The following is a 24540-nucleotide window of genomic DNA, read 5'->3' on the forward strand; positions in this document are numbered from 1 at the left end:
TGATACGCCGCCACGGCCGTCCTCGCAGCTCAATTACCGCTGGATCGACTTGATCTCGCAGAACTCGTCCAGGCCGAACCTGCCGAACTCACGCCCGTTGCCCGACTGGCGGTAGCCGCCGAACGGCGCGCTCGTGTTGAACGCGGCCGCGTTGATGTCGACCTGGCCGGTGCGCAGCCGCTTCGCCACCCGCATCGCCCGGTCGCCGTCGGCGGAGAACACGGCGCCCGCAAGGCCGTAGATCGTGGAGTTCGCGATGCGCACCGCGTCGTCCTCGTCCACGTACGGCATCACCGACAGGACCGGCCCGAAGATCTCCTCCTGGGCGATCGTCATCTCCGGCGTGACGCCGCCGAACACCGTCGGCGCGACGTAGAACCCGTGGGGCAGCGGCGCTTCCGGCCCACCGGCGGCCAGTTGCGCTCCTTCCTCGACCCCCTTGCGGATGTACCCGACGACGCGGTCGCGCTGCGCCTTCGACACCGCCGGCCCGATGCGCGTCGAGGGCTCGCTCGGGTCCGCCGGCGCGTACTTGCCCGCCGCCGCGGCAGCCAGCTGCACGGCCTCGTCGTGCCGGTCCGCGGGCACGAGCAACCGCGTCCACGCGCTGCACGCCTGGCCGTTGTTCATGAACGAGTTCGCGACCGCGATCTTCACCGCACGCCCGAGGTCGGCGTCGTCCAGCACGATGCACGCCGACTTGCCGCCCAGCTCCAGCGCGACCCGCTTGACCGTCTCGGACGCCACCGCCGACACCCGTCGTCCGGCACGCGTGGACCCGGTGAACGACACCATGTCCACGTCCGGGTGCGCCGCCAGCGCCTCACCGACGACCGGCCCGGTGCCGTGGACGACGTGGAACACGCCTTCCGGGGTGGCCGCGGTGACGATCTCGGCGAGCAGGTCCGCGGTCTTCGGCGCGAGCTCGCTCGGCTTGAGCACCACGGTGTTGCCCGCGGCGAGCGCCGGCACGACCTTGGCGACCATCTGCTGCAGCGGGAAGTTCCACGGCGTGATGGCGGCGACGACGCCGATCGGTTCGCGGAAGATCAGCGAGTTGCCGATCTCCTCCGGCTCGAAGTAGCCGCTCTCCAGCACGTCCGCGACCCCCTGCGCGATGGCGACGGGGTTCGCGACCTGCACCTTCTGGCTGAACGTGATGGGCGTGCCCATCTCCGCCGTCATGGTCCGTGCGAGCTCGTCGGAACGTTCCTTCAGCCCGTCGATGATCGCTCGGACGATCTTCGCCCGCTCGTCCACCGAGGTCTGCGACCACGCAGGGAAGGCGGCCAGCGCCGCGGCCACGGCCGTGTCGACGTCGGCCGGTGTGCCTTCGGTGAGCGTGCCGATGACTTCCTCGGTGGCGGGGTTGACGACCTCGATCACGAGAGTCCTCCAGGCGGATGTGACACCAATCAGCTGACAACGGGTCAGCCTGTCACATCGGCTGGCGGGGGTCACGTTCGAGAGGGGGTGGCACGGGAAAATACGCGACCGAGGCGCACGGCGGCACAGCGCGATGGCACGCGGCAGCGATCCACCTGGCCCAGCGGCGCTCAACGGGCCGAAGCTGCCATCACACCTCCCAGCCGCCGCTCACGCAGCACCCGGAGGTGCACGGCCGCCCACGTCCGATACGGCCGCCACGCCTCGGACACCTCGGCCAGCGGTCTGCCGTACCGGTGCGCGACCTCGTCGGTGAGCCGGGCTTCGTTGTGCGGCACGGCGTCCGGGGCGTTCGCGCCGCGCAACACCACCAGCTCGGCCGCGAACGGCCCCAGGCCCTTGACCTGCTGCACCGCCAGCACGGCCGCCGCCGGCTTCATCGCGCGCAACGTCGCCGCGTCGAGGAGACCGTCGAGCGCCGCCTCTGCCACGGCCCGCAGGTACTCGGGCTTGCGGCCGGGCAGGTCGAGGTCCATCGACCGCAGCACGGCCGGTGCCGGGAACACGCCGTCGACGGCCAGCTGCGCCTTCACCTTCGCCGCCTGCACCATGCTGGTCCGCTGCGACAGCACCGACCACGCCGCGGCCTCGTACGGCGAGTAGAACCCGCACGGGCGTAAGCCGGGCAGCTCCTCCTGCGCCGCGGCGATCACCGGGTCGCGCGCACCGACGTCCGGCCACGCGCGTCCGTCGACGTCGAGTGCCAGGAACCGGCACACCTGCGCCGCCGCCAGGTCGAGGTCGCCGGCTCCGGACAGCGCTAGAACGGCAGTGGCGCCGCGCTGGGTCACGGAGACCGAAGCACGGCGCCACTCACCCTCGACCAGGAACGTCGACTGCAGCGCCTCGCCCTCGCGCTCGGGCAGCGCGGACGGGGTGAAGCCCTCCCAGAACAGCCGGGACGTCGCGAGCGACCAGGGGCCCTGAACTGCGATTTCGATGCGGTGGTGTGCCATGTCTCAAGACGGTAGCGAGCACCACCGACAAAAAACGGTCAGCTGAAGTCCAGCTCGCCCGTCCTGGTGCGCTTGAGCTCGAAGAAGTACGGGAAGCCGGCCAGCATACGCGCGCCGTCGAAGACCGTGCCCGCCTCCTCGCCCCGCGGGATCTTCGTCAGCACCGGGCCGAAGAACGCGACACCGTCGATGTGGATCGTCGGGGTGCCGACGTCCATGCCGACCGGGTCCATGCCGCGGTGGTGCGAGGCCCGCAGCTCCTCGTCGTACTCGGTCGAGGTGGCGGCCTCGGCGAGCTCGGCCGGCAGTTCGGCGTCGGCCAGCGCGAGCTTGATGACCTCGGCGAAGTCCTTGTTGCCCTCGTTGTGGATCCGGGTGCCCATCGCGGTGTAGAGGCGCGGCAGCACCTCGTTGCCGAACTTCTGCTCGGCGGCGATCGCGACGCGGACGGGACCCCAGCCCTTGGTCATGAGCTCCCGGTACTGCTCGGGCAGGTCGCGGCCCTCGTTCAGCACGGCGAGGCTCATGACGTGGAAGCTCAGGTCGATGTCGCGGACCTTCTCCACCTCGAGGATCCACCGGGAGGTGATCCAGGCGAACGGACAAAGAGGGTCGAAGTAGAAGTCGACCTTGGCCTTCTCAGCCATGAGTGCCCCTTCAGTCACAGTAGGTGGGCTTATCGCCCCATCAGCCCAACGAGATCACCCTCTCATCTCTTCCCGCACGCCCGTTCCGTGATTGGATGCGGGAGTCATAACCATTCCCGACGACGTCAGCGCGTAACCACACGCGCGGCAGACGAGGTGACCAGTGGCCGCGCCCAACCTCACCCGCGACCAGGCTCAGGAACGTGCTGAGCTGCTGGAAGTGGAGTCCTACCGGATCGAGCTGGACCTGACCGACGGCGGCGGAAAGCCGGGTACGGACACGTTCCGCTCCACCACCACCGTGGTGTTCCGCAGCCGGACTCCGGGTGCTTCCTCGTGGATCGACATCGTGGCGGCGACCGTGCACCGCGCTGTCCTCAACGGCAGCGAGCTCGACGTCTCCTCCTACCGCGAGGAGGACGGCATCAACCTGCCGGACCTCGCGGAGACCAACGAGCTCACCATCGAGGCCGACTGCCGGTACATGAACACCGGCGAGGGCCTGCACCGGTTCGTCGACCCGGTCGACGGCGGCGTGTACCTGTACTCGCAGTTCGAGACCGCGGACGCCAAGCGCATGTTCGCGTGCTTCGACCAGCCCGACCTGAAGTCCGTCTACTCGATGAAGGTGACGGCGCCGCACGACTGGAAGGTCATCTCGAACGGCGAGATCATCGCCACCGAGGACGGCGAGGGCGGCGCGGACGTGCACACGTTCGCCACCACCAAGCCGATGTCGACCTACATCGTGGCCCTGGTCGCCGGGCCGTACGCGGAGTGGCGCGACGAGTTCGTGGAGGGCGACTTCCGGATCCCGCTGGGCATCTACTGCCGCGCCTCGCTCGCGCCGCACATGGACGCCGAGCGGCTCTTCACCGAGACCAAGCAGGGCTTCGGGTTCTTCCACAAGGCGTTCGGGGTGCAGTACCCGTTCGGCAAGTACGACCAGTGCTTCGTGCCGGAGTTCAACGCGGGCGCGATGGAGAACGCGGGCTGCGTCACGTTCCTGGAGGACTACGTCTTCCGCAGCCGCGTCACCCGCTACCTCTACGAGCGGCGCGCGGAGACCGTGCTGCACGAGATGGCGCACATGTGGTTCGGCGACCTGGTGACCATGCGCTGGTGGGACGACCTGTGGCTGAACGAGTCGTTCGCCACCTGGGCGTCCGTGCTCGCGCAGGCGGAGGCCACCGAGTACCGGCAGGCGTGGACGACGTTCGCGAAGATCGAGAAGTCGTGGGCGTACCGGCAGGACCAGCTGCCCTCGACGCACCCGGTCGCCGCGGACATCTCCGACCTGCAGGCGGTCGAGGTCAACTTCGACGGCATCACCTACGCCAAGGGCGCTTCCGTGCTGAAGCAGCTCGTCGCGTACGTCGGGCTGGAGAACTTCCTGGCGGGCCTGCGGGTCTACTTCGCCAAGCACGCCTGGGGCAACGCGACCCTGGCCGACCTGCTCGGCGCGCTGGAGGAGGCGTCCGGCCGCGACCTGTCGTGGTGGAGCGCGCAGTGGCTGGAGACGACCGGCCTGAACCTGTTGCGCCCCAAGTTCACCGTTGACGCCGACGGCCGCTTCACCGAGTTCGCCGTGCTGCAGGGCGGCGCGCGTCCAGGTGCCGGCGAGCTGCGCACGCACCGCATCGCCGTGGGCATCTACGACGACGACGGCTCGGGCAAGCTGGTCCGCACGCACCGGCACGAACTGGACGTGACCGGTGACCGCACCGAGGTGCCGGAGCTCGTCGGCGTGCACCGCGGCAAGATCGTGCTGGTCAACGACGACGACCTCACGTACTGCACGATGCGCCTCGACCCGGACTCGCTGGCCGGGCTGATCGACCACATCTCCGACATCGCCGAGCCGCTGCCGCGCACGCTGTGCTGGTCGGCCGCGTGGGAGATGACCCGCGAGGCCGAGCTGAAGGCCCGCGACTTCGTGAACCTGGTGCTCGGCGGTCTGCACGCCGAGTCCGAGGTCGGTGTCGTGCAACGGCTTCTGCTGCAGGCCCAGACCTCGCTGTCCTCCTACGCGGACGACTCGTGGCGTGCCGAGGGCTGGCGCCGGTTCGTCGCCAAGACCCTGGAGCTGGCCAAGTCCGCGGAGCCGGGATCGGACCACCAGCTGGCGTTCGTGAACGCACTGGCCTCCTCGGTGCTGGACGAGTCCACTTTGGATGTCCTGCGCGGCTGGTACGACGGTTCGGCCGTGCTGGAGGGCCTCGACGTCGACACCGACCTGCGCTGGCGTCTGCTGCAGGCCCTCGTGGCCCACGGCAAGGCGGACCTGCCGGAGATCAACGCCGAGGAGGAGCGCGACCCGACCTCCACCGGCCACCGCCGCGCGCAGCAGGCCCGCGCGCTGCGCCCGACGGTCGAGGCCAAGGACGAGGCCTGGGACCGCGCGGTGAACGACGACGAGCTGCCCAACGCGGTCAGCGAGGCGATCATCGCGGGCATCTCGCACCCCGGTCAGAAGGAGCTGCTCGCGCCGTACGTCGAGCGCTACTTCGCCGACGTGAAGGGCGTGTGGGACCGGCGCACGTCCGAACGCGCGCAGTCCATGGTGGTCGGCATGTTCCCCGCCTGGGCGATCGCGCCGTCCACTGTGGAGGCCGCGGACGCGTGGCTCGCGGACGAGCACCCGCCGGCGTTGCGCCGCCTGGTGTCCGAGGGACGTGCGGGCATCGTGCGCGCCCTGGCCGCGCAGGAGTTCGACCGCTCCTGACGTTTCCCGAGGCCCCGCAACGCGTTCGCGTGTTGCGGGGCCTCCGCGTAACGTCGGCACCGTGCCGATCCGGGACGAAGACCGCCGTGCCGCGCTGACCTCGCTCTGGTCCCGGACACCCGGCTTCAAGCACAGCAGGTGCAGCGAGCGGATCCTCACCGGCGACTCACCCGGTGAGATCGAGCAGGCGGCGTCCGAAGTGCGGTCGGCGGACTGCGGAGTGTTGCTCGTGCCGACCCGCTCCTCTGAGGACGTCGCTGCGCGCCTCGGCCGGCACGGCCTGGTGGTGCGGCCACCGAAGGTGCTGCTGCGACGAGACTTGGCAGGCCACCCGGCGCCACCGGTGCCCGCCGGGTTCGAGCTGCAGGTCCTGCAGGACGACGCCATCGAGGTGTGCGTGACGCACCACGGCGTCATCGCTGCCCGAGGGTTCGTGACGGTCGAGGGACAGGACGCGGCACTGCACTACTTCGGGACGTCCCGGAACCGCGAGGGTCTGGGTCTCGCGACCGTCGTGATCGGCGCGCTCGTCGGCGAAGCTCTCGCGGCCGGCGCCACGACGGGAGCCCTGGCCGCGTCGGAGGACGGCGCGCACGTCTGCGCGAAACTGGGCTGGCACGAGCTGGCGGACGTCGTCGTCGCGATCAACGACGAGCGCCATCGCGACCAAAGACACTTCCTGGACCTGGGAGAAGTGCTGCGACGCTGGCAGAGGTGCTGGACGACGGCGTGGCAGCTGCCGCGGTCACCGGAAGGGCACAGCGCCCTGCGCGCCCACCTGGACGACGTTCTCCACCTGTTCGTGACCAACGACGGCGCGACCCGTTTCCACCTGAGCCAGATCTCGTTGCACGAGCACCAGCCGTCCAGGCTGACCATCCCCACCCGCAGGGCCGAGAAGGCGATCGCCCACGCTCATGAGCGAGGCCTGCGCGTGCTGCCGCGGGAGAAGCTCCTGAGCCGCCCACTGGCAGGGCACCCGACGCCACCGGTCCCGGAGGACTGCGCACTGACCGTCACCCGAACCCATCTCATCGAGGCCCGGATCACCCGTGCCGGCCAGGAGATCGCGCGCGGCCGGGCCGCCGTGTTCCACCAGGACGCGGCCTTTCTCGACGTCAGCGGCGAACCGGCGGACGTGCTCATGGGCGTCCTGGCTCGGGAGGCACTGGCCGACGGTGCGACCACCGGACTGCTGATCTCCGCAACGGCCCTGTCCGGCTGGCGGGACGAAGCCGACATCGTGACAGCGCTCAACCACTGAGGGAAACCCATGAACATCAGCGCTCTGGCCGAACGCTGGCACCGCGGCTGGATCGCGGCCGACGGCCTCACCTCCGAACGCCGTGACGGCCACCTGGTCGTCCACGTGAACCGGTCGCGCCGGCAGTTCGAGTGGATCATCACCGACGAGGACGACGTCACCGCGGTGGCCGGGGCCGTCGCCACCACCGCGGAACCGAACTGGCTCAGCGTGTTGACGCACGCGCCGCAGAAGGTGACCGCGGCGGTCGAAGCGGCCGGGATGACCGTGGCCAGGCCGGACGAGACGTTCATGCAGCGCCTCCTCGCCGACCACCCGGCACCGGAACCGCCCGCGGGCTACGTCGTGGAGGTGCGGCGGACGCCGGTCATCGGCGTTCAGGTGCTCAAGGACGGCGAGGAGGCGGCGAGCGGGCTCATGGCCGTCGTGGGCGAAGACGCTGTCGCGCACCGCATCGGGACCGTGGAGGCGCACCGGCGGCGTGGGCTCGGCAGCGTCGTGATGGGCGCGCTGGTGCGGGAGGCGGTGAAGGCCGGCGCGAAGACCGGGTTGCTGTTCTCGTCCACCGAGGGCGTGCACCTGTACCGCACGCTGGGCTGGGAGAAGATCTCCGACCTGGTCGTGGCGCGAAACGCGAAGGCCCTCGGCCAGGAAGCCGAGGGCCTGCCGACGAGCTGAGTCAGGAACGCGGTGCGTTGCCCGCCTGGTCGGTCAGCATGCGCAGGCCCGACACCAGGCCGCCCGCGAGGTCGCCCTCCTTGAAGGACGCCACCATGCTCATCACGGCGAGCTTGGCGCCGCGGTCGGGGAGGCGGCGGTGCGACTCCTCGCCCGTCACGACCTCGACGACGCGCTCGCCCGGTGACACGGCCACGAGGACGTGGTGCGCCGGACGGTTGGTGGAGGCGTGCAGTTCCTCGGCGCGCTCGCGCGAGGACGCGCCCAGCTCACCCAGGTACACGCTGAAGTCCAGGCCCGTGACACGGCTGGAGAGGGTCAGCGCCTCGTCCAGCTGCGCGAGCTGGGTCGGCGTGAACGGCAGCTCCGGCGCGTGCGGTTCGTACATCTTCGCGGCGGACACGCGGCCGCTGTTCGTCACGACCGCGCCGAGGGGCAGCGTCGACGGGTCGACGGCCTCGATCGCCTTACCAGTTGCCACGGGCGCCTCCCTTGGCGGTCGAGCCCGACGCGGCGGGCTCGGCGGTGCTGTGGTGGTCCGAGCTCAACCCGGCAGGGTTCGCGCTCCACCACACCGGGGCGTAGCCCCACTCCTGGCCGGGCCGGTACCGGGGAATCCGGGTGGCCTTTGGCCTCACCGTCAGCAGCGCGATCACGCCGTACAGAGCCAGCGGGATCAGCGCGAAGACGAGGACGGTCTCCACGATGGTCACGGCGGGTACGGTAGCCGAACTCAGCCGCGCGTGAGCGGCCGGGCCAGCGTGATCGCGGTCAATCCCACGATCGTGCCCGCCACGACGTAGACGGCACCCAGCGAGGTCGCCGACGCGAGTGGACCGGCGAGGCCCGCACCCAGCGGCGACAGGCCCCACGCGAGCACCCGGTAGGCGCTCGTGACGCGGCCCATCATCGGGCCTGGTGTGAGGCGTTGCCTGCGGGTCGCGGACAGCACGTTCCAGCCCGCGGACGCCACGCCGAACAGCACGCACGCCGCCACCGCGACCACCAGCCACGGCACGAGACCGAACAACGCGAACGCCGCGCCCAGCAGCGCGAGGAACCCGACCATCACCGGGCCGGCACCCCACCGCGACGCGAGCCGCGGCGACAGCCAGGCGCCTAGCAGAGCACCCGCCGCCATGCACACGACCAGGCCGGGAACCACCGGTTCGGCGAGGCCCAGCACCTGGATGGAGTAGAGCGCCAGCATGGCGTTGACCGCGGCCGCACAGACAGCTGTGATTGCCACGGCAACTACCAGTGACCGCAGGCCAGGGGTCCGCACGAGGAACCGCGCGCCCTCCGCCAGCCGTCCGCGGAGATCACCGCCTGAGCGGTCCGGAGCAACGTCTGGCACGCGGGACACCAGCACCGCCGCCACGACGAACGACGCCGCGTCCAGCGCGAAGCAGGCCGCGGGCGCCCACCAGAACAGCACGGCGGCGGCCAGCGGGCCCGCGAGGTCCATGCCGATCGTCTCGACCGCGACGAACCTGCCGTTCGCCGCCTCCAGCTCGTCCGGGCCCGCCAGTTCGACCAGCAGCACCTGCGACGCCGAGTCCGCGAACGTCTCGGCGGAGGTCAGCACGAAAGCCGTGGCGCACAGGACGACGACCGTGGCGTGTCCGGTGTGGACCGCCAGGGCGAGCAGTCCGGTCACCCCGCCGCGCAGCCAATGTGCCACCACGACAACGGTTCGCGGTTTCCAGCGGTCCACGAACGCGCCAGCGGGCAACGCGACGAGCAACCACGGCAGCGTTGTCGCGACGGCCACGGCGGACGCCGCGAGCGGATCGCGCGTGCTCGCGGCGGTGAACAACGGCAACGCGACGATGCGCACGCCGTCCCCGACGAGCGACACCGCCCAGGCAGCGGTGAGGGCTCGGAACCCGCGTCCGCGCACGCCTCCAGCGGTATGACGCATGTCACGTTCCATCAGTTTGAACGCTACAGAGCGTGTCCATACCGGCCAGTAAGGGCAATGAGTGCTCTCGTGCGGCGCAGCGGTTACACCCGGTCAGGCCTCACCCGGTCGGATGCGAACGGGTGCCGGTTTGGGGTCTTGTTCCCGGAACACCCACCTCTTAGCTTTTCACCTATACGGCTCTTGCGCAGCCGTACCGAGCGTCCTGGAGGACACAAAATGTTCACGATGACCCGCCCCCAGGCCCTGTCCGTCACTCTTCCGAAGTACAAGGACGATTCAGTGCGCATTACGGCAAGTGACTCCGTTCGCATCACGGCGCGTGACTCCGTTCGGATCACCGCGGCCGATTCGGTGCGCATCACTGCCGCAGACTCGGTGCGCATCACGATGGCAGACTCCGTTCGCATCACGGCGAGCGATTCGGTCAGGATCACCATGTCCGATTCGGTGCGAATCACTGCCCGTGAGGACTCCGTTCGGATCACCGCCCGGCAGGACTCGGTCAGGATCACGGCGCGTGAGGGCTCGGTCCGCATCACGATGGACGACTCGGTCCGGATCACGGCTCAGGACGACAGCGTCCGCATCACCATGGACGACTCCGTGCGCATCACGGCGCACGACGACAGCGTCCGCATCACCGCCCAGCGCGACGACTCCGTGCGGATCACCGCGCACGACGACAGCGTCCGCATCACGGCACTCGACGACTCCGTGCGCATCACGGCACGCCAGAACGACTTCAGCCTCGCGGCCTGACCCAGCCGGAAGGCGGATCAGGCCGCGGGTTCGCCCAGGTACGGCAACCACTGAGGATCAGCCTCGGCCACCCCGGCGAGCAGCCGCCAGTGAGGTCCACGCGGCGCCGCGGGCACGACGCGCAGCCGCCACCCCAGTTCGGACAGCAGTTTGTCCGCCTTGCGGTGGTTGCACTTCGCGCAGCAGGCCACGCAGTTGGTCCAGGTGTGAGGTCCGCCACGCGAGCGAGGCACGACGTGGTCGATCGTCTCGGCCCGCCCGCCGCAGTAGGCGCAGCGATAACGGTCACGGTGCATGAGCCCGGCACGGGTCATCGGCACGCGACCGCGATAGGGAACGCGGACATAGGTGCTCAGCCGGATCACGGACGGCACGAGCACCTCGGACTTCGACGAGTGCAGCACCAGCCCGGAGGCGTCTCCGTGCACGACTTCGGCCTTGCCGCACACCACCAGCACGACCGCCCGGCGCAGTGACAGGGCCGTGAGCGGCTCGAACGTGGCGTTCAGCAGCAGAACTTTGCGTCTTCCCCAGGGGAAAACCGCCGGCGTCGGACCGGAACCTCCCCCGTCTCGATCTCCATCCGGCACCGCCCGCAGCTCGGGCTGATTTCGGCATGGGGGGACCGTCGGCGCCGTCTCGCCAGGTGACGAGGCGCCGATAGGGGTCGGTTGTCGGTCTGGCACGCGACCACCTCCACCGGTTCAGCCATAGGAGACCACACTTACCAGCAAAAAATCACGTGTGATAAGTGACGCGTCATGGATGTGTGATCAAACCTGGGGTTAACCAGCTCCGTATCGGAGATGGTTTTCATCGCCCGCTACTCTTGACAAGGTGACAGAGGCTCCTTCCACACCACTGCCTGCGACGATCACCTACCCGATCGCCGAGCGGCTAAACCTCGTCGAGCAGATTCACGGTCGTGACGTCGCCGACCCGTACCGCTGGCTCGAGGACACGAGCGATCCCCGCACCGAGTCGTGGTCGCAGGCGCAGGACGTGCTCGCACGCTCCTGGTTGGACGCGATGCCCGGCCGCGCCCGCCTCGACGCGAGGCTGAAGGAGCTGATGCGCACGGGTTCGGTCTCCACCCCGGCCTGGCGCGCGGGCAGGGCCTTCTTCACCCGCCGCGGCCCCGAGCAGGACCATCCCGTCGTGATGGTGCGCGAAACCGACGGCACCGAACGCGTGCTGCTCGACGTGAGCGCGCTCGACCCATCGGGCCGCACGACCCTCGACAGCTGGTCCCCGAGCCTCGAAGGCGAGCGCCTCGCGTACCAGGTGTCGGTCGGCGGCGACGAGCACTCGCTGCTGCACGTCATCGACGTCGACTCGGGCGAGCTCATCGAGGGCCCGATCGACAGGTGCCGCTACTCCGCGATCGGCTGGCTTCCCGGCGGCGAGGAGTTCTTCTACGTGCGCCAACTCGACCCGGCGCTGCTGCCCGAGGACGAGAAGCTGTTCCACCGCCGCGTGTGGCGCCACCGCGTCGGCACGGACCCGGAGACCGACCTCAACGTCCACGGCGACGGCCAGGCGCACACCTTCTACTACACGCTGAACGTCTCGCACGACGGCCGTTGGCTGGTCGTGAGCGGCGCACCCACCACGATGAAGCACGACTCCGTGTGGATCGCGGACCTGCACGGCGACGGCGCGCTCAAGCCGGTGATTCTGACCGAGGCCGGCGTGCAGTGCTCGGCTTTCGTCGCCCGTGACGGCAGGCTGTACCTGCACACCAACCACAACGCACCCCGGCAACGTCTCTGCGTGGCCGACCCGGCGAACCCCACCGAGTGGACCGAGCTGATCAGCGAGGAGCAGGACTCCGTGCTGGACGGCGTGCGCTGGCTGAACGGCGACCTGGTCGTTCTGCGCACCCGGCACGCGGTGTCCGAGCTGCACCTGCACGACGCCGCGACCGGCGCGCACCAGCTGGAAATCCCGCTGCCGGGCACGGGCTCGCTGCACGGCATGTCCGTTGTGGACGCCGCCACCGACCACGACCAGGACACGGTGTGGTTCGGGTGGACGGACTTCGTGACGCCGCAGTCGGTGTACCGGTTCTCGAAGTCCTCTGGCGAGACCGTGCTGCACGAGGCCGCACCTGGGCGCGTCGAGCTGCCCGCGGTGACGACGCAGCAGATCGCGTACACGTCCAAGGACGGCACGACGGTCCGCATGTTCGTGGTGAGCGGCGAGCAGAAGCCCGACCTGCCCCGTCCCGCGCTGCTCACCGGCTACGGCGGCTTCGCGATCGGCCGCGGCCCCGGCTACAGCGCGACGACGCTGGCGTGGGTCGAGGCGGGCGGCGTGTGGGTGCACGTGTCGTTGCGAGGTGGCGACGAGGAAGGCGAGGAGTGGCACGTCGCCGGTATGCGCGCCAACAAGCAGAACGTGTTCGACGACTTCCACGCCGCCGCGGAACGCCTGGTGCGCGACGGCTGGACCACACCGCAGCAGCTGGCGATCATGGGCGGCTCGAACGGCGGCCTGCTCGTCGGCGCCGCGCTGACCCAGCGCCCCGAGCTGTACGCGGCCGTGGTGTGCTCAGCGCCACTGCTCGACATGGTGCGCTACGAGAAGTTCCTGCTCGGACGGTTGTGGGCCGAGGAGTACGGCAGCGCAAGCGTTTCCGAGGAGCTGGACTGGCTGTTGTCCTACTCTCCGTACCACCGCGTCGAAGCCGATGTTGAGTACCCTTCCGTGTTGTTCACGGTGTTCGAGTCGGATTCTCGTGTGGACCCCAACCACGCCAGGAAGATGTGCGCGGCACTGCAGCACGCTTCGACCAGTGATCCGGCCAAGCACCCCGTGCTGATCAGGCGCGAGACCGAAGTGGGTCACGCGGGCCGATCGGTCAGCCGGACGGTCGCTCTCGCCGTGGACCAGCTGACGTTTCTCGCGAATGCCACCGGCATGGAGTTGTAGGAGGGCACGACCACGTGCTGACGACGAGTCCCGTTGATGACATCGGAGACAAGACCACCCGTGCGGTCACGTTCTTCGAGCAGCACGGTCCGGACATCATCGCGGGCGCGATCAAGATCGTCGTGATACTGATCGTCGCCTTCGTGCTGCGGGCCGTGCTGCGCAAGATCATCGACCGGATCACCACGCCCGGCAAGGAGGGCAAGAAGCCGGGCTTGCTCAAGCCGTTGCGCGAACGCGCACCTCAGGCGCTCGGGAACCTGGTCTCCGAGCGCCGGGAGCAGCGCGCGAAGACGATCGGCTCGGTGCTGAAGTCGCTCGTCACGCTCATGATCTTCGGAATCGCGTTCCTGGAGATCATGATCGTGGTCGGGATGGACATCACGCCGGTGCTGACCTCGGCGGGCATCCTGGGCGTCGCCATCGGTTTCGGTGCCCAGAACCTGGTGAAGGACTTCCTGTCCGGCATGTTCATGCTGCTCGAGGACCAGTACGGGGTCGGCGACGTCGTCGACCTCGGCCCGTCGATCACCGGCACCGTCGAGGCGGTCGCACTGCGCACCACGACGATCCGCGACACGGGCGGCACCGTCTGGTACGTCCGCAACGGCGAGATCCTGCGCGTCGGCAACTCGTCGCAGGGCTTCGCGGTCGCGGTCGTCGACCTGCCGCTGAGCTACGGCGCCAACCTCGCCGAGGCGACCAAGGTGCTGGAGCGCAAGGTCGCCGAGGTCGCCGAGATGGATCCGGTCAAGGCGGACATCACGGCCAAGCCCGAGGTGCTCGGTGTGGAGAAGTTCACACCGGACAACATCACGCTGCGGGTGACCGTGAAGACGCGGCCCGGCCGCCAGTGGGCGGTCCAGCGCAACCTCCGTGCGCAGCTCATGCCCGCTCTGGAGGAGGCCGGCTTCACGGCCAAGTGACGGCCGAGCGGCGTCGAACACCCATTCGAGACGGCCAATCGCCGGGGCGCCCTGCACGCGGTGGCCCGCGTGAGTCAGGATGGTCGTGTGGGCAACCCCGTGAACTTCTTCGAACAGGTCGGTGGAGAGGAGACGTTCCACCGCATCGTCGCGCGCTTCTACAAAGAGGTGAAGGCCGACGAGATCCTCCTGCCCCTGTACCCGGAATCCGACCTCGGACCTGCGGAGGAGCGGCTGCGGCTGTTCCTGATGCAGTACTGGGGAGGCCCCCACACCTACTCGGAGAACCGGGGCCACCCGAGACTGCGGATGCGCCACGTGCCGTTCAAGATCGGACCGATCGAGCGCGACGCGTGGCTGCGCTGCATGCGGATCGCCGTCGACGAGGCCGGCCTGGACGAGGCCCACCGCAAGCAGCTCTGGGACTACCTGGAGATGGCCGCGAACAGCCTGATGAACAGCTGGTCTTGATCGACCATCACCCGATCGGGTCCTTTCGCAGCGAGACGAATGGCAGGATGACCCCCCGTGCGACGATCCTCCGACCTCACCCCCGAGATCGCCGAAGAGTCAGTCTGGTGGCGTGACGCCGTCTTCTACCAGGTCTACGTGCGCTCTTTCGCCGACTCCAACGGCGACGGCGTCGGCGACCTCGACGGCATCCGGTCCCGCCTCGGCTACCTGGAACTGCTCGGTGTCGACGCCCTGTGGCTCACCCCGTTCTACCGCTCCCCCATGGCCGACCACGGCTACGACGTGGCGGACCCGCGCGACGTCGACCCGCTGTTCGGTGACCTGGCCGCGTTCGACCGGCTGGTCGCGGACGCCCACGAGCACAACATCCGCGTGACCGTCGACCTGGTCCCGAACCACACGAGCGACCTGCACGAGTGGTTCCAGGAGGCCCTGCAGGCCGGTCCCGGCAGCATGGAGCGGTCGCGCTACATCTTCCGCGAGGGCCGCGGTTTCGACGGCTCCCAACCGCCGAACAACTGGGTGTCCGTCTTCGGCGGCCCCGCCTGGACCCGCGTGCCCGACGGCCAGTGGTACCTGCACCTGTTCGCGCCGGAGCAGCCCGACCTCAACTGGGAGCACCCGGAGGTCCGCGCCGATCTGGAGCACACGTTGCGGTTCTGGCTGGACCGCGGCGTCGACGGCTTCCGCATCGACGTGGCGCACGGCATGGCCAAGCCGGAAGGCCTGCCGGACATGGAGATCCGGGTCCAGGTGCCGGGCGTGCTGTCCGACGACGCGCACGACCCGCGGTTCGACAACGACGGCGTGCACGAGATCCACCGCATGATCCGCAAGGTCATGGACGGCTACCCCGGCACCATGGCCGTCGGCGAGATCTGGGTGAAGGACGACGAGCGGTTCGCCGCCTACGTCCGCCCCGACGAGCTGCACCTGGGCTTCAACTTCCGCCTGGTCGAGGCCGACTTCGACGCCGACGCGGTCCGTTCGGCGATCGAGCACTCGCTGGGCGCCGTGGCCCTGACCGGCTCGCCCGCCACCTGGACGTTGTCCAACCACGACGTCGTGCGGCACGTGACGCGCTACGGCGGCGGCGCGCTGGGCGAGCAGCGGGCCCGCGCGATGACGCTGGTCGAACTGGCGCTGCCGGGCGTGATCTACCTCTACAACGGCGAAGAGCTCGGCCTGCCGAACGTGGAGCTGCCGGACTGGGCCCTGCAGGACCCGACGTGGGAGCGCTCCGGCCACACCGAGCGCGGCCGCGACGGCTGCCGCGTGCCGATCCCGTGGGAGGGCACCACGCCGCCGTTCGGCTTCTCCTCGGCGGTCAACACCTGGCTCCCCCAGCCGAACGAGTGGGACCACCTCACCGCCGAAGCGCAGCTGGAGGACCCCGGTTCGATGCTGTCGCTGTACCGGGAGGCCTTGGAGCACCGCAAGACCAACGCCGCGTTCTCCGGCGACGAGCTGGAGTGGTACGGCGCCCCGGCGGGCTGCTTCGCGTTCAGGCGCAAGGGCGGTGGTCTGATCTGCGCGCTGAACACGTCCGGTGCGTCCGTGCCGCTTCCGCCCGGTCAGGTGCTGCTGTCGTCCGGCTCGATGGACGGCGACCAGCTGCCGCCCGACACCGCGGTCTGGTTGGTCTGAGCGGACTGTCAGACCGTCTGACCACGTTGGGTTCTCCCGATTCGGTGACCCTCGTGGCCTGGGGCGGGCGTGTCCGACGCGTCCGCCCTGCAGGTCCTGCTGACGATCTCGGCGTGGATTCCTGGACCGGCCGGCGCCGGCAAAGCCCACGGCTCCGAACCCGAAACTGTCAGACCCTCTGAGTACGTTGAAACGCAGGGGTTCCCAGCACGGGGGTACCCCTGCGTCAGCGTGCGCGTCAGGCTCGCAGCTTGGCCTCGACCGCCAGCAAGGCACCGAAGACGGCGACGAGCGCGGCGACCTGAGCGATGGCGAGCCACAGCCCGATGGGCACCGTCGCCAGCGCGGCGAGCAGAGCGATGATCCGCCACGTGTTGGTGCCGATCTTCAGCTGCGCGCGGAAGTAGATCTCACCCAGCAGGAAGATCGCCGCGCCGCCGCCCAGCGCCAGCGCTCCGCTGAGGTGCAGGTGCTCGGTGGCGTGCCCGATCGTCTTCTTCACGCCGACCGCCACGACCACGATGCCGAGCAGGATCGGCGCGTGCGCCCAGCCGAACGCGGACAGGGCGGCCTTCGCTCGTTGGGCGGGCGTCATGCTCTGGAGGCTGTGCTCCGCGCGCACGTCCTGCTCGTGGCCGAAGTAGCACCACCACAGCTGGTAGACGAGCGTCAGACCGAGCAACGAGGCGATGACGAGCTGCAGGTTGAGCGGCAGACCCGCCGCGCCGATGCCGATCGCGATGACCGACTCGCCGAGCGCCACGATGACCACCAGACCGTGCCGTTCCACGAAGTGCGCCGGCCTGATCCGGAACTCCCCGTGCCGCCGGTTCAGGTACGGCGCCGTGACCATGATCACCACGGCCGCGACCCACGCCACCGCTCGCCACGTGCTGGGCAGGAAGCCGCCGGCGAGGATGAGGACCGCCGACCCGATGTTGAACGGCGCCTGCGCGGCCATCGCCTTCGCCGAGCCGGGTCCGCCCGCCGAGATGTACAGGCCGGAGTGCACCAGGTTCACGATCAGGTAGCCGAGACCGAACGCGACCCCGGCGCTGCCGAAGGCGTTGGGGATCGCCAGCGCGATGACCAGGAACCCGCCCATGCCGGCCATGATCAGCAGCCGCCGGGAGGTCGTGTTCGGCGGCACCGTGTTGGTGAGCCAGAGGTACCCGAGGTAGATCCAGAGGATCACGGACAGCATGATCACGACCCTGGCGAACCCCAGCGGCGAGGTGTCGGCGGCCAGCGTGCTGGTCAGCTGCGTGATCGTGAAGACGAAGACCAGGTCGAAGAAGAGCTCCAGCGTCGAGACCCGGTACTCGGGTTCGGCTGTCTCCCCGACGACTGTCTCGGAGGTTTCGGCGGACACGCGCGACATCGTGCCACGCGCATCCGCTTGCGGCGCAGCGAATTCGCCAAAGGAGAACCTTCAGTTAACTGGAGGTCACACGAGCAGCGGGAGCATCGAGTGCCGGCGCCGGACCACCGCGCCAAACTTGGCGTCGATCCGCAGCCACGAGTCGGTCGCGGTCACCCGCACCTCGCCGTCCTCGCCGAGGAAACCCATGCCCGACAACGCGAACAGGCACCGCAGCGGGATCTTCACGTCCAACCCGGACCCGCTGACGGTGAGCACCGTCTGGTCGAGCAACGAGGCGGGCGGCGTGCCGTGCGGGCCGGTGTTCTCCCGCGCCACGGCGACACCTTCGTCCGCGAGCTTCGCCACGACCTCGACGGGCAGCCGGTCGACCAGCAGCCAGCCCTCCGCGGGCGGCAGGGCCGAACGCCACATCAGGTCCTTGGCGGGGCCGGGATCGATGCGCTCGTCCCGCATCACCGCGAGCCCGGTCAGCAGCTCCGAGCCCGACACCGTGACGTCGGCCGGATTCGCCTGTCCCGCAACGGTTCGCGTGGCGAGCGTGTCGAACGGCGTGGCGACCCACGCGTCCAGCAGCTCGGCGTTGCGGTTGCGCAGCCGCACCACGGACTGCCCGTCCAACCGCACCGCCCGCGCGGCGAACGCCCCGAGGTCGTCTCTCTCGGCCGCGTCGGCCAGCACCAGCTCAGGCACCATTACCCCCTGCCCGCCACCCGGCGAGAAAGTCGCGCTCGGCCTCGGTCAACCGACGTGGCCGCGCGGTCGTCACGTTGTAGGGCACCATCAGCGTCTCCGCCTTGGTCACCACCGGGCTACCCGCTCCCCTGCTGCTGCGCACCACGTAGTCCAGCGTGAACGACGCGGACTTCAGCTCGCGCACGGACATCTCGACGAGGATCTCCTCGCCGGTGAACACGATCGGCGCGAGGTAGTCGACGAACAGCTTCGCCACGACCATGCCCTCGGCCATCTCCTTCACGCCGTGGCGCGCGGCCTCGGTGAAGAGCAGCTCGATGCGGGCCTCTTCCAGCAATGTCACCGTGTTCGCGTGGTTGACGTGACCGAACGCATCCATGTCCGACCATCGCGGCCGCACACCAGTGACGAAGACACCCATGCAGGGACCCTACCGCCCGCGAACCTTCACGGGATCTCCACGCCAGCCGATTGAAAGTCGATATCCAGCTCTCGATACTCGATCTGTGTACCGCGCACTCGTGATCATTCTGCAGGCCCTGCTCGCCCTCGCGTTCTTCGCCGGGCTGTACGTGCAGGTGGTGGTGATCCCGACGGACGCGGCGAAGGCGGTCGCGTTCTTCCCGCCCTACGAGTCCGTACGGGTGCCTTTTGTGACGGCCGAGACCGTCTTGGTCGCGTGTGGTCAGGTCGTGACGCTGGCGTTGGGCGGCGTGCTGCACCGGGCGGGCAAGGGCACGCTGTTCACGTCCGGTGCGCTCCGGTGGACGAACACCCTGGTCGGAGCTGTCGCCGCCGCGACCGCGGTGCTCGGCTGGGTGTGCGGCTATGTCTTGACCACCGACATTCCCACGCCCTTCGACGGCATGGAGCTCGTCGCCCTGTGGATGGCGACCGCTACCGGCACGCTCGTCGCGGCCGGTCTCGCATTGCTGCTCCTGATGGTGCGGTACTGGCACCGTCTCGCGATCGCCGAGCGTGCTGAGCTGGAGCAGGTCGTCTGACCTGCTCCAGCTCTTCCGCACTACCTGACCATGCTCCGCACCTGACGTGCGGCGACGGACAGGGTGGCCAGGTCCAGCTGGTGCACCCGGTTGATCTCCTCCAGCGCACCGCGCGAGCGAGCCAGGCGGGAGGCGTTGGCCTGCTCCCACTTGGTGATCTTCTCGCTCGCCGTGTCGCCCAGGTCGCTCGCCCTCAGCACGTCGAGGGTGATGGCCCGCAGCGACGAGTAGAAGTCGTCGCGGAGAGCCAGGCGGGCCAGGGCGTGCCAGCGGTTGCCGCGTTCCAGGCTCGTCACCGAATCCAGCATGTGGTCGATGTCGAGGTGGTCGGACAGCGCGAAGTACAGCTCGGCGGTCTCCCGGTGCGAACGCTCCGGGCCCATGCCACCGGCCGGGCCGATCTCGCGTTCGGCCAGCTCGGCGATCTCGGTGACGTCGAGCAGGCCGTACATGTAGAGCAGCGCCGCGACCTTGCGGGCCAGCTCCGCCGGGACGCCCTGTTCGACGTACCGGTCCGCCTTGCCGGCGACCACGTCGTACTCCTTGCCCTGCAACAGGTCCAGAGCGGAGGGGCTGAGCTCCTCGACCACCTTGCGGAAGCGGTTGATCGTCGAGCCCACCGCGATCGGCTGCGGCCGGTTCGACAGCAGCCAGCGGGACGCGCGGTCGAGCAGCCGCCGGGTCTCCAGGACCATGCTGTCCTGGACCTCCGTCGCCACCGCGTTGTCCAGCGCCTGGATCTCCCGCCAGATCGCCGGCAGGTCGAAGACCTCGGTGACCACGGCGTAGGCGCGGACCGCGTCGGTCGCCGACGCGCTCATCTCCTCGGCCAGGCGGAACGCGTAGGACACGCCACCGCCGTCGACGACCTCGTTGACGACCACCGTGGTGATGATCTGCTTCGCCAGCGGGTGGTTCGGGATGGCGGCGCCGAAACGTTCGCGCAGCAGCGTCGGGAAGTAGTCCGGCAGCTTGTTCTTGAACGTGTCGATCGTCGGGATGTCGCTCGCGAGCAGCTCTTCCTTCAACGTGAGCTTGGTGAACGCGAGCAGCGTGGCGAGCTCCGGCGAGGTGAGGCCCTGGCCGGCCTTCTCCAGCGCCTTGAACTCCGCGGCGCTCGGCAGCGCCTCCAGCTGACGGTCGAGCGCGCCGCGCTCCTCGAGGTCCGCGACCAGACGCGCGTGCACCGAGAGCATCGGGGCGGCGTGCGCCCGGCTGACGCCGAGAACGTTGTTCTGCGAGTAGTTGTCGGCCAGCACGAGCTCGCCGACCTCGTCGGTCATCTCGGCGAGGACCTCGTTGCGCTGCTGCTGCTCCACCGAGCCCTCCCGGACCAGGTGGTCCAGCAGGATCTTGATGTTGACCTCGTGGTCGGAGCAGTCGACACCGGCGGAGTTGTCGAGCGCGTCGGTGTTGACCTTGCCGCCGGTGCGCGCGAACTCGATGCGGCCGCGCTGGGTGAGACCCAGGTTGCCGCCCTCACCGACGACCTTGACCCGCAGGTCGGCGCCGTTGACGCGGATCGCGTCGTTGGCCTTGTCGCCGACGTCGGCGTGCGACTCGGTCGACGCCTTGACGTAGGTGCCGATGCCACCGTTCCAGAGCAGGTCGACCGGCGCGAGCAGGACGGCCTTCTTCAGCTCCGGCGGCGACAGCTTCTGCACGCCCTCGGGCAGCCCCAGCGCGACGCGGGCCTGCTCGGAGATCGGGATCGACTTCGCCGTCAGCGGGAAGATGCCACCGCCCTCGCTGATCAGCGAGCGGTCGTAGTCGTCCCACGACGAGCGCGGCACGTTGAACAGCCGCACGCGCTCGGCGAACGAGCTCGCCGCGACCGGGTTCGGGTCGATGAAGATGTGCCGGTGGTCGAACGCGGCCACGAGCCGGATGTGCTCGGACAGCATCATGCCGTTGCCGAACACGTCACCGGACATGTCGCCGATGCCGACGACCGTGAACTCCTCGGTCTGCGTGTCCAGGCCGAGCTCGCGGAACGACCGCTTCACGCTCTCCCACGCGCCCTTGGCCGTGATGCCCATGGCCTTGTGGTCGTAGCCGATCGAGCCACCGGAGGCGAACGCGTCGCCCAGCCAGAAGCCGTAGCTCTGGCTCACTCCGTTCGCGATGTCGGAGAACGTCGCGGTGCCCTTGTCCGCGGCCACGACCAGGTACGTGTCGTCGCCGTCGTAGCGCACGACCTGCGGCGCGGGCACGACCTCGTTGTTGATCAGGTTGTCGGTGAGGTCGAGCAGGCCCGAGATGAACATCTTGTAGCAGGCGATGCCCTCGGACATGAAGTTCTCGCGGTCGATGCCGGGGTCGCCGGTCGCCGGGACCGGGCGCTTGACGACGAAGCCGCCCTTGGCGCCGACCGGCACGATCACGGCGTTCTTGACCGCCTGCGCCTTGACCAGGCCGAGGATCTCCGTGCGGAAGTCCTCGCGGCGGTCCGACCAGCGCAGACCACCGCGCGCGACCGAGCCGAACCGCAGGTGCACGCCCTCGACGCGCGGCGAGTACACGAAGATCTCGAACTTCGGCCGCGGCAGCGGGAGGTCCGGGATCGCCTGCGGGTCGAGCTTGACCGACAGGTACGGCCGCGCGTTGCCGTCCGCGTCGCGGAAGAAGTAGTTCGTCCGCAGCGTGGCGTTGATCAGCGTGAGCAGGCTGCGCAGGATCCGGTCCGCGTCGAGGCTCGTCACGTCGTCGATCAGCTTGCCGATCTCGGTGACCATCGTCTCGGTGCGGTCGGCGCGCGTGTGCTCGTCGAGCCGCGGGTCGAACCGGGCCTCGAACAACGCGACCAGCGCGATCGCCACGCTCGTGTGGCCGAGCACCGCGTCCTCGATGTAGTCCTGCGAGTACGGCGTGCCCGCCTGCCGCAGGTACTTCGCGTACGCGCGCAGCATCGCGGCCTGCTGCCAGGTGAGCCCGGCCTGCAGCACCAGCGAGTTGAAGCGGTCGACCTCGGCCTCACCGCGCCACACGGCGGCGAACGCGTCCTGGAACCGCACCCGCACGTTCTCGAGGTCGGACTCCGACAGCTGTTCGAGCGACTTCTGGTCGATGCGCAGGCCGAAGTCGTAGATCCAGCACTGCACGCCGTCTTCGCGCGCGATCTCGTACGGCCGCTCGTCGACCACGATCACGCCCATGCGCTGCAGCATCGGCAGCACGTCGGACAGCGTGATGCCGTCGCCGGTCACGAAGAGCTTGAACCGCCGCTCCCCCGCCTCGGCGTCCTCGGGCACGTAGAACACCATGTCGAGGTCGCCCTCGGCGAGCGCCTCGATGCGCCGGTAGTCCTCGAGGCCGATGCTCGCCGGGAAGTCCTCCTTGTAGGCCTCCGGGAAGACCGAGGCGAACCGCTGCCCCTGCTCGGTCGCCGACTCCGCACCCAGCTCGAAGCTGTCGCCGACGACGGCCTCGACCATGCGGTCGTCCCAGCTGCGGACGGCCTCGGCGAGCTTGGTCTGGATCGCGTTGGTGTCCGGCTCCAGCGTGCGCGCCGGATCCGTGTGCACCATGAAGTGCACGCGGGCCAGCGCGGACTCGCCGATCCGCGCGCTGTACTCGAGGTTCAGGCCGCCGAGCTCGGCGAGCAGCACCTCCTGCATCGCGAGGCGGCTCGTCGTCGTGTAGCGGTCGCGCGGCAGGTAGACCAGGCACGAGAAGAAGCGGCCGTACGGGTCACGCCGCAGGAACAGCCGCAGCCGCCGCCGTTCCGCGAGCGCGATGACGCCCGTGGTCGTCTGGTAGAGCGTGTCCGCGTCCACCGAGAACAGCTCGGTGCGCGGGTAGTTCTGGATCACCTCGAGCATCCGCTGCCCCGAGTAGGACTGCAGTGGGAAGCCGGCGCGGTGGATCACGTCGCGCACCCTGCGCTCGATCACCGGGATGTCGAGCACGTCCTCGTGCAACGCCGTGGTGCTGAAGATGCCGAGGAACCGGTGCTCACCGGAGACCTTGCCCTCGGAGTCGAACGTCTTCACGCCCACGTAGTAGGGGTAGACGCTGCGGTGCACGCTGCTCTGCGCACTCGCCTGCGTCAGCACGAGCAGCTCGGGGCTCAGCGCCTGCGCGCCGTTGTCCGGTCCGGCCGTGAGGCTGCGCGCGGCGAGGCTGTCCTGGCGCAGCACGCCGAGACCGCTCGCGAGCACGGCCCGCAGCGCCGGTTCGCCGTCCTCCTGCACCAGCTCGTACTGCCGGTAGCCCATGAAGGTGAAATGCCCGTCCGCGAGCCACTGGAGCAGCCTCGCGGCGTCCGTGGTGGCCTCGGAGGAGTCCTTCTCCAGCTGCTCGGCGAGCTGCGTCGCCGTGGTGACCATGCGGTCGGTGTCCTCGACGACCTCGCGGACGTCGGTCAGCACCGTCAGCAGCCGGGTCTCCAGCTCACGGGCCCGATCGGCGTCCGTGATGAGGTCGACCTCGATGTTCATCCACGACTCCGCCAACGCGTCGGCGGGCGGGTCGGCCGGGTCGGCGGTGGGCAGCACCTCGATGCGCTCACCGGTCACCGGATCACGGCGCACGACGACGATGGGGTGCACGACGCGCTGCACCTGCACGCCACCACGCGTGAGCTCGGAGGCGACCGAGTCCACGAGGTACGGCATGTCGTCCGTCACGACCTGGACCACGGTGACCGGACACTGCCACCCATCAGTGGCCCGTGTCGGATTGAGAATGCGCACGGCGGCACGTCCGGGAACGCGGCTCGCGGCAAGCTCGTAGTTCGACCGCACCGCTCCAACCAGGTCCACCGGGTCGTCGTCGTTGACTTCCTCGGCGGGCACGTGCCGGTAGAAGAGGCGGATCAGATCAGCGAGTTCGGGGGCATTGGCGGCGGCCCGTTCGATCAGCTCGTCACGGACCTGCTCAGGACTGGCCGGTCGACTTCCACCGTCCGCGGTCGGGGCCGCGGAGGCGTCGTCGATACGGGTCGGGGCTCCAGTCGAGGTCATCTTCAGGCGACTCCACGCTATCCGGCACCTCTGTGTGCCGGGTCCGACCCCACCCTAGATGGGAAGGCGGCCGTCACCGGCAACGGGAGGGGCACTGACGGACCACTGAATC

At 69.4% G+C, this 24540-nt stretch carries 20 protein-coding genes; 9 read left to right on the top strand and 11 right to left on the bottom strand.

Annotated features, from left to right (window positions below; translation table 11 throughout):
* Nucleotides 1-33: 33 nt before the first annotated feature.
* The 3 genes from ACWEIJ_RS39395 to ACWEIJ_RS39405 form a co-directional block, all read right to left on the bottom strand.
* Entirely contained in the window at nucleotides 34-1386 is a 1353-nt protein-coding gene (locus tag ACWEIJ_RS39395) for an aldehyde dehydrogenase family protein (RefSeq protein WP_449842380.1), read from the bottom strand.
* Nucleotides 1387-1556: 170 nt separating this feature from the next.
* Nucleotides 1557-2402 (bottom strand): DNA-3-methyladenine glycosylase family protein, encoded by an 846-nt coding sequence (locus ACWEIJ_RS39400; protein WP_449842381.1) that lies wholly within the window; start codon nucleotides 2400-2402, stop codon nucleotides 1557-1559.
* Between the two features lie 38 nt (nucleotides 2403-2440).
* The gene (locus tag ACWEIJ_RS39405; protein ID WP_449842382.1) at nucleotides 2441-3049 is read right to left on the bottom strand and encodes a mycothiol-dependent nitroreductase Rv2466c family protein; all 609 of its coding nucleotides are present in this window, start codon (nucleotides 3047-3049) and stop codon (nucleotides 2441-2443) included.
* 163 nt (nucleotides 3050-3212) lie between these two features.
* On the opposite strand from ACWEIJ_RS39405, the gene pepN reads away from it, so the two are divergent.
* The 3 genes from pepN to ACWEIJ_RS39420 all read left to right on the top strand — a co-directional run bounded on the left by pepN (nucleotide 3213) and on the right by ACWEIJ_RS39420 (nucleotide 7716).
* Complete coding sequence (pepN, locus tag ACWEIJ_RS39410; protein ID WP_449842383.1) at nucleotides 3213-5774, top strand: aminopeptidase N; 2562 nt, start codon at nucleotides 3213-3215, stop codon at nucleotides 5772-5774.
* Nucleotides 5775-5835: 61 nt separating this feature from the next.
* The gene (locus ACWEIJ_RS39415; RefSeq protein WP_449842384.1) at nucleotides 5836-7038 is read left to right on the top strand and encodes a hypothetical protein; all 1203 of its coding nucleotides are present in this window, start codon (nucleotides 5836-5838) and stop codon (nucleotides 7036-7038) included.
* 9 nt (nucleotides 7039-7047) lie between these two features.
* On the top strand, nucleotides 7048-7716 hold the full coding sequence (locus ACWEIJ_RS39420) for a GNAT family N-acetyltransferase (RefSeq protein WP_449842385.1): 669 nt from the start codon (nucleotides 7048-7050) through the stop codon (nucleotides 7714-7716).
* A gap of 1 nt (nucleotide 7717) precedes the next feature.
* Here ACWEIJ_RS39420 and ACWEIJ_RS39425 read toward each other — a convergent pair whose 3' ends face one another.
* From ACWEIJ_RS39425 to ACWEIJ_RS39435, 3 genes are read right to left on the bottom strand one after another with little or no spacing between them, the layout of a single operon-like run.
* On the bottom strand, nucleotides 7718-8197 hold the full coding sequence (locus tag ACWEIJ_RS39425) for a DUF5130 family protein (RefSeq protein WP_449842386.1): 480 nt from the start codon (nucleotides 8195-8197) through the stop codon (nucleotides 7718-7720).
* Complete coding sequence (gene ctaJ / locus ACWEIJ_RS39430; protein WP_449842387.1) at nucleotides 8184-8429, bottom strand: aa3-type cytochrome oxidase subunit CtaJ; 246 nt, start codon at nucleotides 8427-8429, stop codon at nucleotides 8184-8186. Before ctaJ ends, ACWEIJ_RS39425 begins: the two co-directional genes overlap by 14 nt.
* A 20-nt stretch (nucleotides 8430-8449) precedes the next feature.
* Nucleotides 8450-9640 (bottom strand): MFS transporter, encoded by a 1191-nt coding sequence (locus ACWEIJ_RS39435; RefSeq protein ID WP_449842388.1) that lies wholly within the window; start codon nucleotides 9638-9640, stop codon nucleotides 8450-8452.
* Nucleotides 9641-9868: 228 nt separating this feature from the next.
* On the opposite strand from ACWEIJ_RS39435, the gene ACWEIJ_RS39440 reads away from it, so the two are divergent.
* Nucleotides 9869-10402, top strand: coding sequence for a DUF2345 domain-containing protein (locus tag ACWEIJ_RS39440; RefSeq protein ID WP_449842423.1), 534 nt, complete (start codon nucleotides 9869-9871; stop codon nucleotides 10400-10402).
* A gap of 17 nt (nucleotides 10403-10419) precedes the next feature.
* Here ACWEIJ_RS39440 and ACWEIJ_RS39445 read toward each other — a convergent pair whose 3' ends face one another.
* Nucleotides 10420-10992, bottom strand: coding sequence for an HNH endonuclease (locus ACWEIJ_RS39445; protein ID WP_112275528.1), 573 nt, complete (start codon nucleotides 10990-10992; stop codon nucleotides 10420-10422).
* A gap of 247 nt (nucleotides 10993-11239) precedes the next feature.
* On the opposite strand from ACWEIJ_RS39445, the gene ACWEIJ_RS39450 reads away from it, so the two are divergent.
* From ACWEIJ_RS39450 to ACWEIJ_RS39465, 4 genes are all read left to right on the top strand, one after another.
* Entirely contained in the window at nucleotides 11240-13336 is a 2097-nt protein-coding gene (locus ACWEIJ_RS39450; RefSeq protein WP_449842389.1) for a prolyl oligopeptidase family serine peptidase, read from the top strand.
* A gap of 41 nt (nucleotides 13337-13377) precedes the next feature.
* A complete protein-coding gene (locus ACWEIJ_RS39455; RefSeq protein WP_449842424.1) occupies nucleotides 13378-14262 on the top strand; it encodes a mechanosensitive ion channel family protein in 885 nt (294 codons plus the stop codon).
* Nucleotides 14263-14349: 87 nt separating this feature from the next.
* Nucleotides 14350-14733 (top strand): globin, encoded by a 384-nt coding sequence (locus ACWEIJ_RS39460; protein WP_449842390.1) that lies wholly within the window; start codon nucleotides 14350-14352, stop codon nucleotides 14731-14733.
* Between the two features lie 57 nt (nucleotides 14734-14790).
* Nucleotides 14791-16383, top strand: a complete 1593-nt coding sequence (locus tag ACWEIJ_RS39465) for a glycoside hydrolase family 13 protein (protein ID WP_449842391.1) — start codon at nucleotides 14791-14793, stop codon at nucleotides 16381-16383.
* Nucleotides 16384-16621: 238 nt separating this feature from the next.
* Here the strand turns inward: ACWEIJ_RS39465 and ACWEIJ_RS39470 are convergent, their stop codons facing one another.
* From ACWEIJ_RS39470 to ACWEIJ_RS39480, 3 genes are all read right to left on the bottom strand, one after another.
* Nucleotides 16622-17755 (bottom strand): low temperature requirement protein A, encoded by a 1134-nt coding sequence (locus ACWEIJ_RS39470; RefSeq protein WP_449842392.1) that lies wholly within the window; start codon nucleotides 17753-17755, stop codon nucleotides 16622-16624.
* 75 nt (nucleotides 17756-17830) lie between these two features.
* Complete coding sequence (locus tag ACWEIJ_RS39475) at nucleotides 17831-18457, bottom strand: hypothetical protein (RefSeq protein ID WP_449842425.1); 627 nt, start codon at nucleotides 18455-18457, stop codon at nucleotides 17831-17833.
* Nucleotides 18450-18881 carry an acyl-CoA thioesterase gene (locus ACWEIJ_RS39480; RefSeq protein ID WP_449842393.1) on the bottom strand — a complete coding sequence of 144 codons (432 nt, stop codon included), beginning with the start codon at nucleotides 18879-18881 and terminating at the stop codon, nucleotides 18450-18452. Before ACWEIJ_RS39480 ends, ACWEIJ_RS39475 begins: the two co-directional genes overlap by 8 nt.
* Nucleotides 18882-18981: 100 nt before the next feature.
* Here ACWEIJ_RS39480 and ACWEIJ_RS39485 point away from each other — a divergent pair, with 100 nt between their 5' ends.
* The gene (locus ACWEIJ_RS39485; RefSeq protein ID WP_449842394.1) at nucleotides 18982-19464 is read left to right on the top strand and encodes a DUF2975 domain-containing protein; all 483 of its coding nucleotides are present in this window, start codon (nucleotides 18982-18984) and stop codon (nucleotides 19462-19464) included.
* 20 nt (nucleotides 19465-19484) lie between these two features.
* Here the strand turns inward: ACWEIJ_RS39485 and ACWEIJ_RS39490 are convergent, their stop codons facing one another.
* Complete coding sequence (locus ACWEIJ_RS39490; protein ID WP_449842395.1) at nucleotides 19485-24428, bottom strand: NAD-glutamate dehydrogenase; 4944 nt, start codon at nucleotides 24426-24428, stop codon at nucleotides 19485-19487.
* Nucleotides 24429-24540 lie beyond the last annotated feature (112 nt).

It is taken from the genome of Lentzea sp. NPDC004789 (assembly GCF_053601075.1).

What these genes read in the sequence shown, in the direction of transcription:
- ACWEIJ_RS39400 (WP_449842381.1), bottom strand. Translation starts at nt 2,402, where the DNA reads ATGGCACACCACCGCATCGAAATCGCAGTTCAGGGCCCCTGGTCGCTC.
- ACWEIJ_RS39420 (WP_449842385.1), top strand. Translation starts at nt 7,048, where the DNA reads ATGAACATCAGCGCTCTGGCCGAACGCTGGCACCGCGGCTGGATCGCG.
- ACWEIJ_RS39435 (WP_449842388.1), bottom strand. Translation starts at nt 9,640, where the DNA reads ATGCGTCATACCGCTGGAGGCGTGCGCGGACGCGGGTTCCGAGCCCTC.
- ACWEIJ_RS39490 (WP_449842395.1), bottom strand. Translation starts at nt 24,428, where the DNA reads ATGACCTCGACTGGAGCCCCGACCCGTATCGACGACGCCTCCGCGGCC.
- ACWEIJ_RS39480 (WP_449842393.1), bottom strand. Translation starts at nt 18,881, where the DNA reads ATGGGTGTCTTCGTCACTGGTGTGCGGCCGCGATGGTCGGACATGGAT.
- ACWEIJ_RS39405 (WP_449842382.1), bottom strand. Translation starts at nt 3,049, where the DNA reads ATGGCTGAGAAGGCCAAGGTCGACTTCTACTTCGACCCTCTTTGTCCG.
- ACWEIJ_RS39440 (WP_449842423.1), top strand. Translation starts at nt 9,869, where the DNA reads ATGACCCGCCCCCAGGCCCTGTCCGTCACTCTTCCGAAGTACAAGGAC.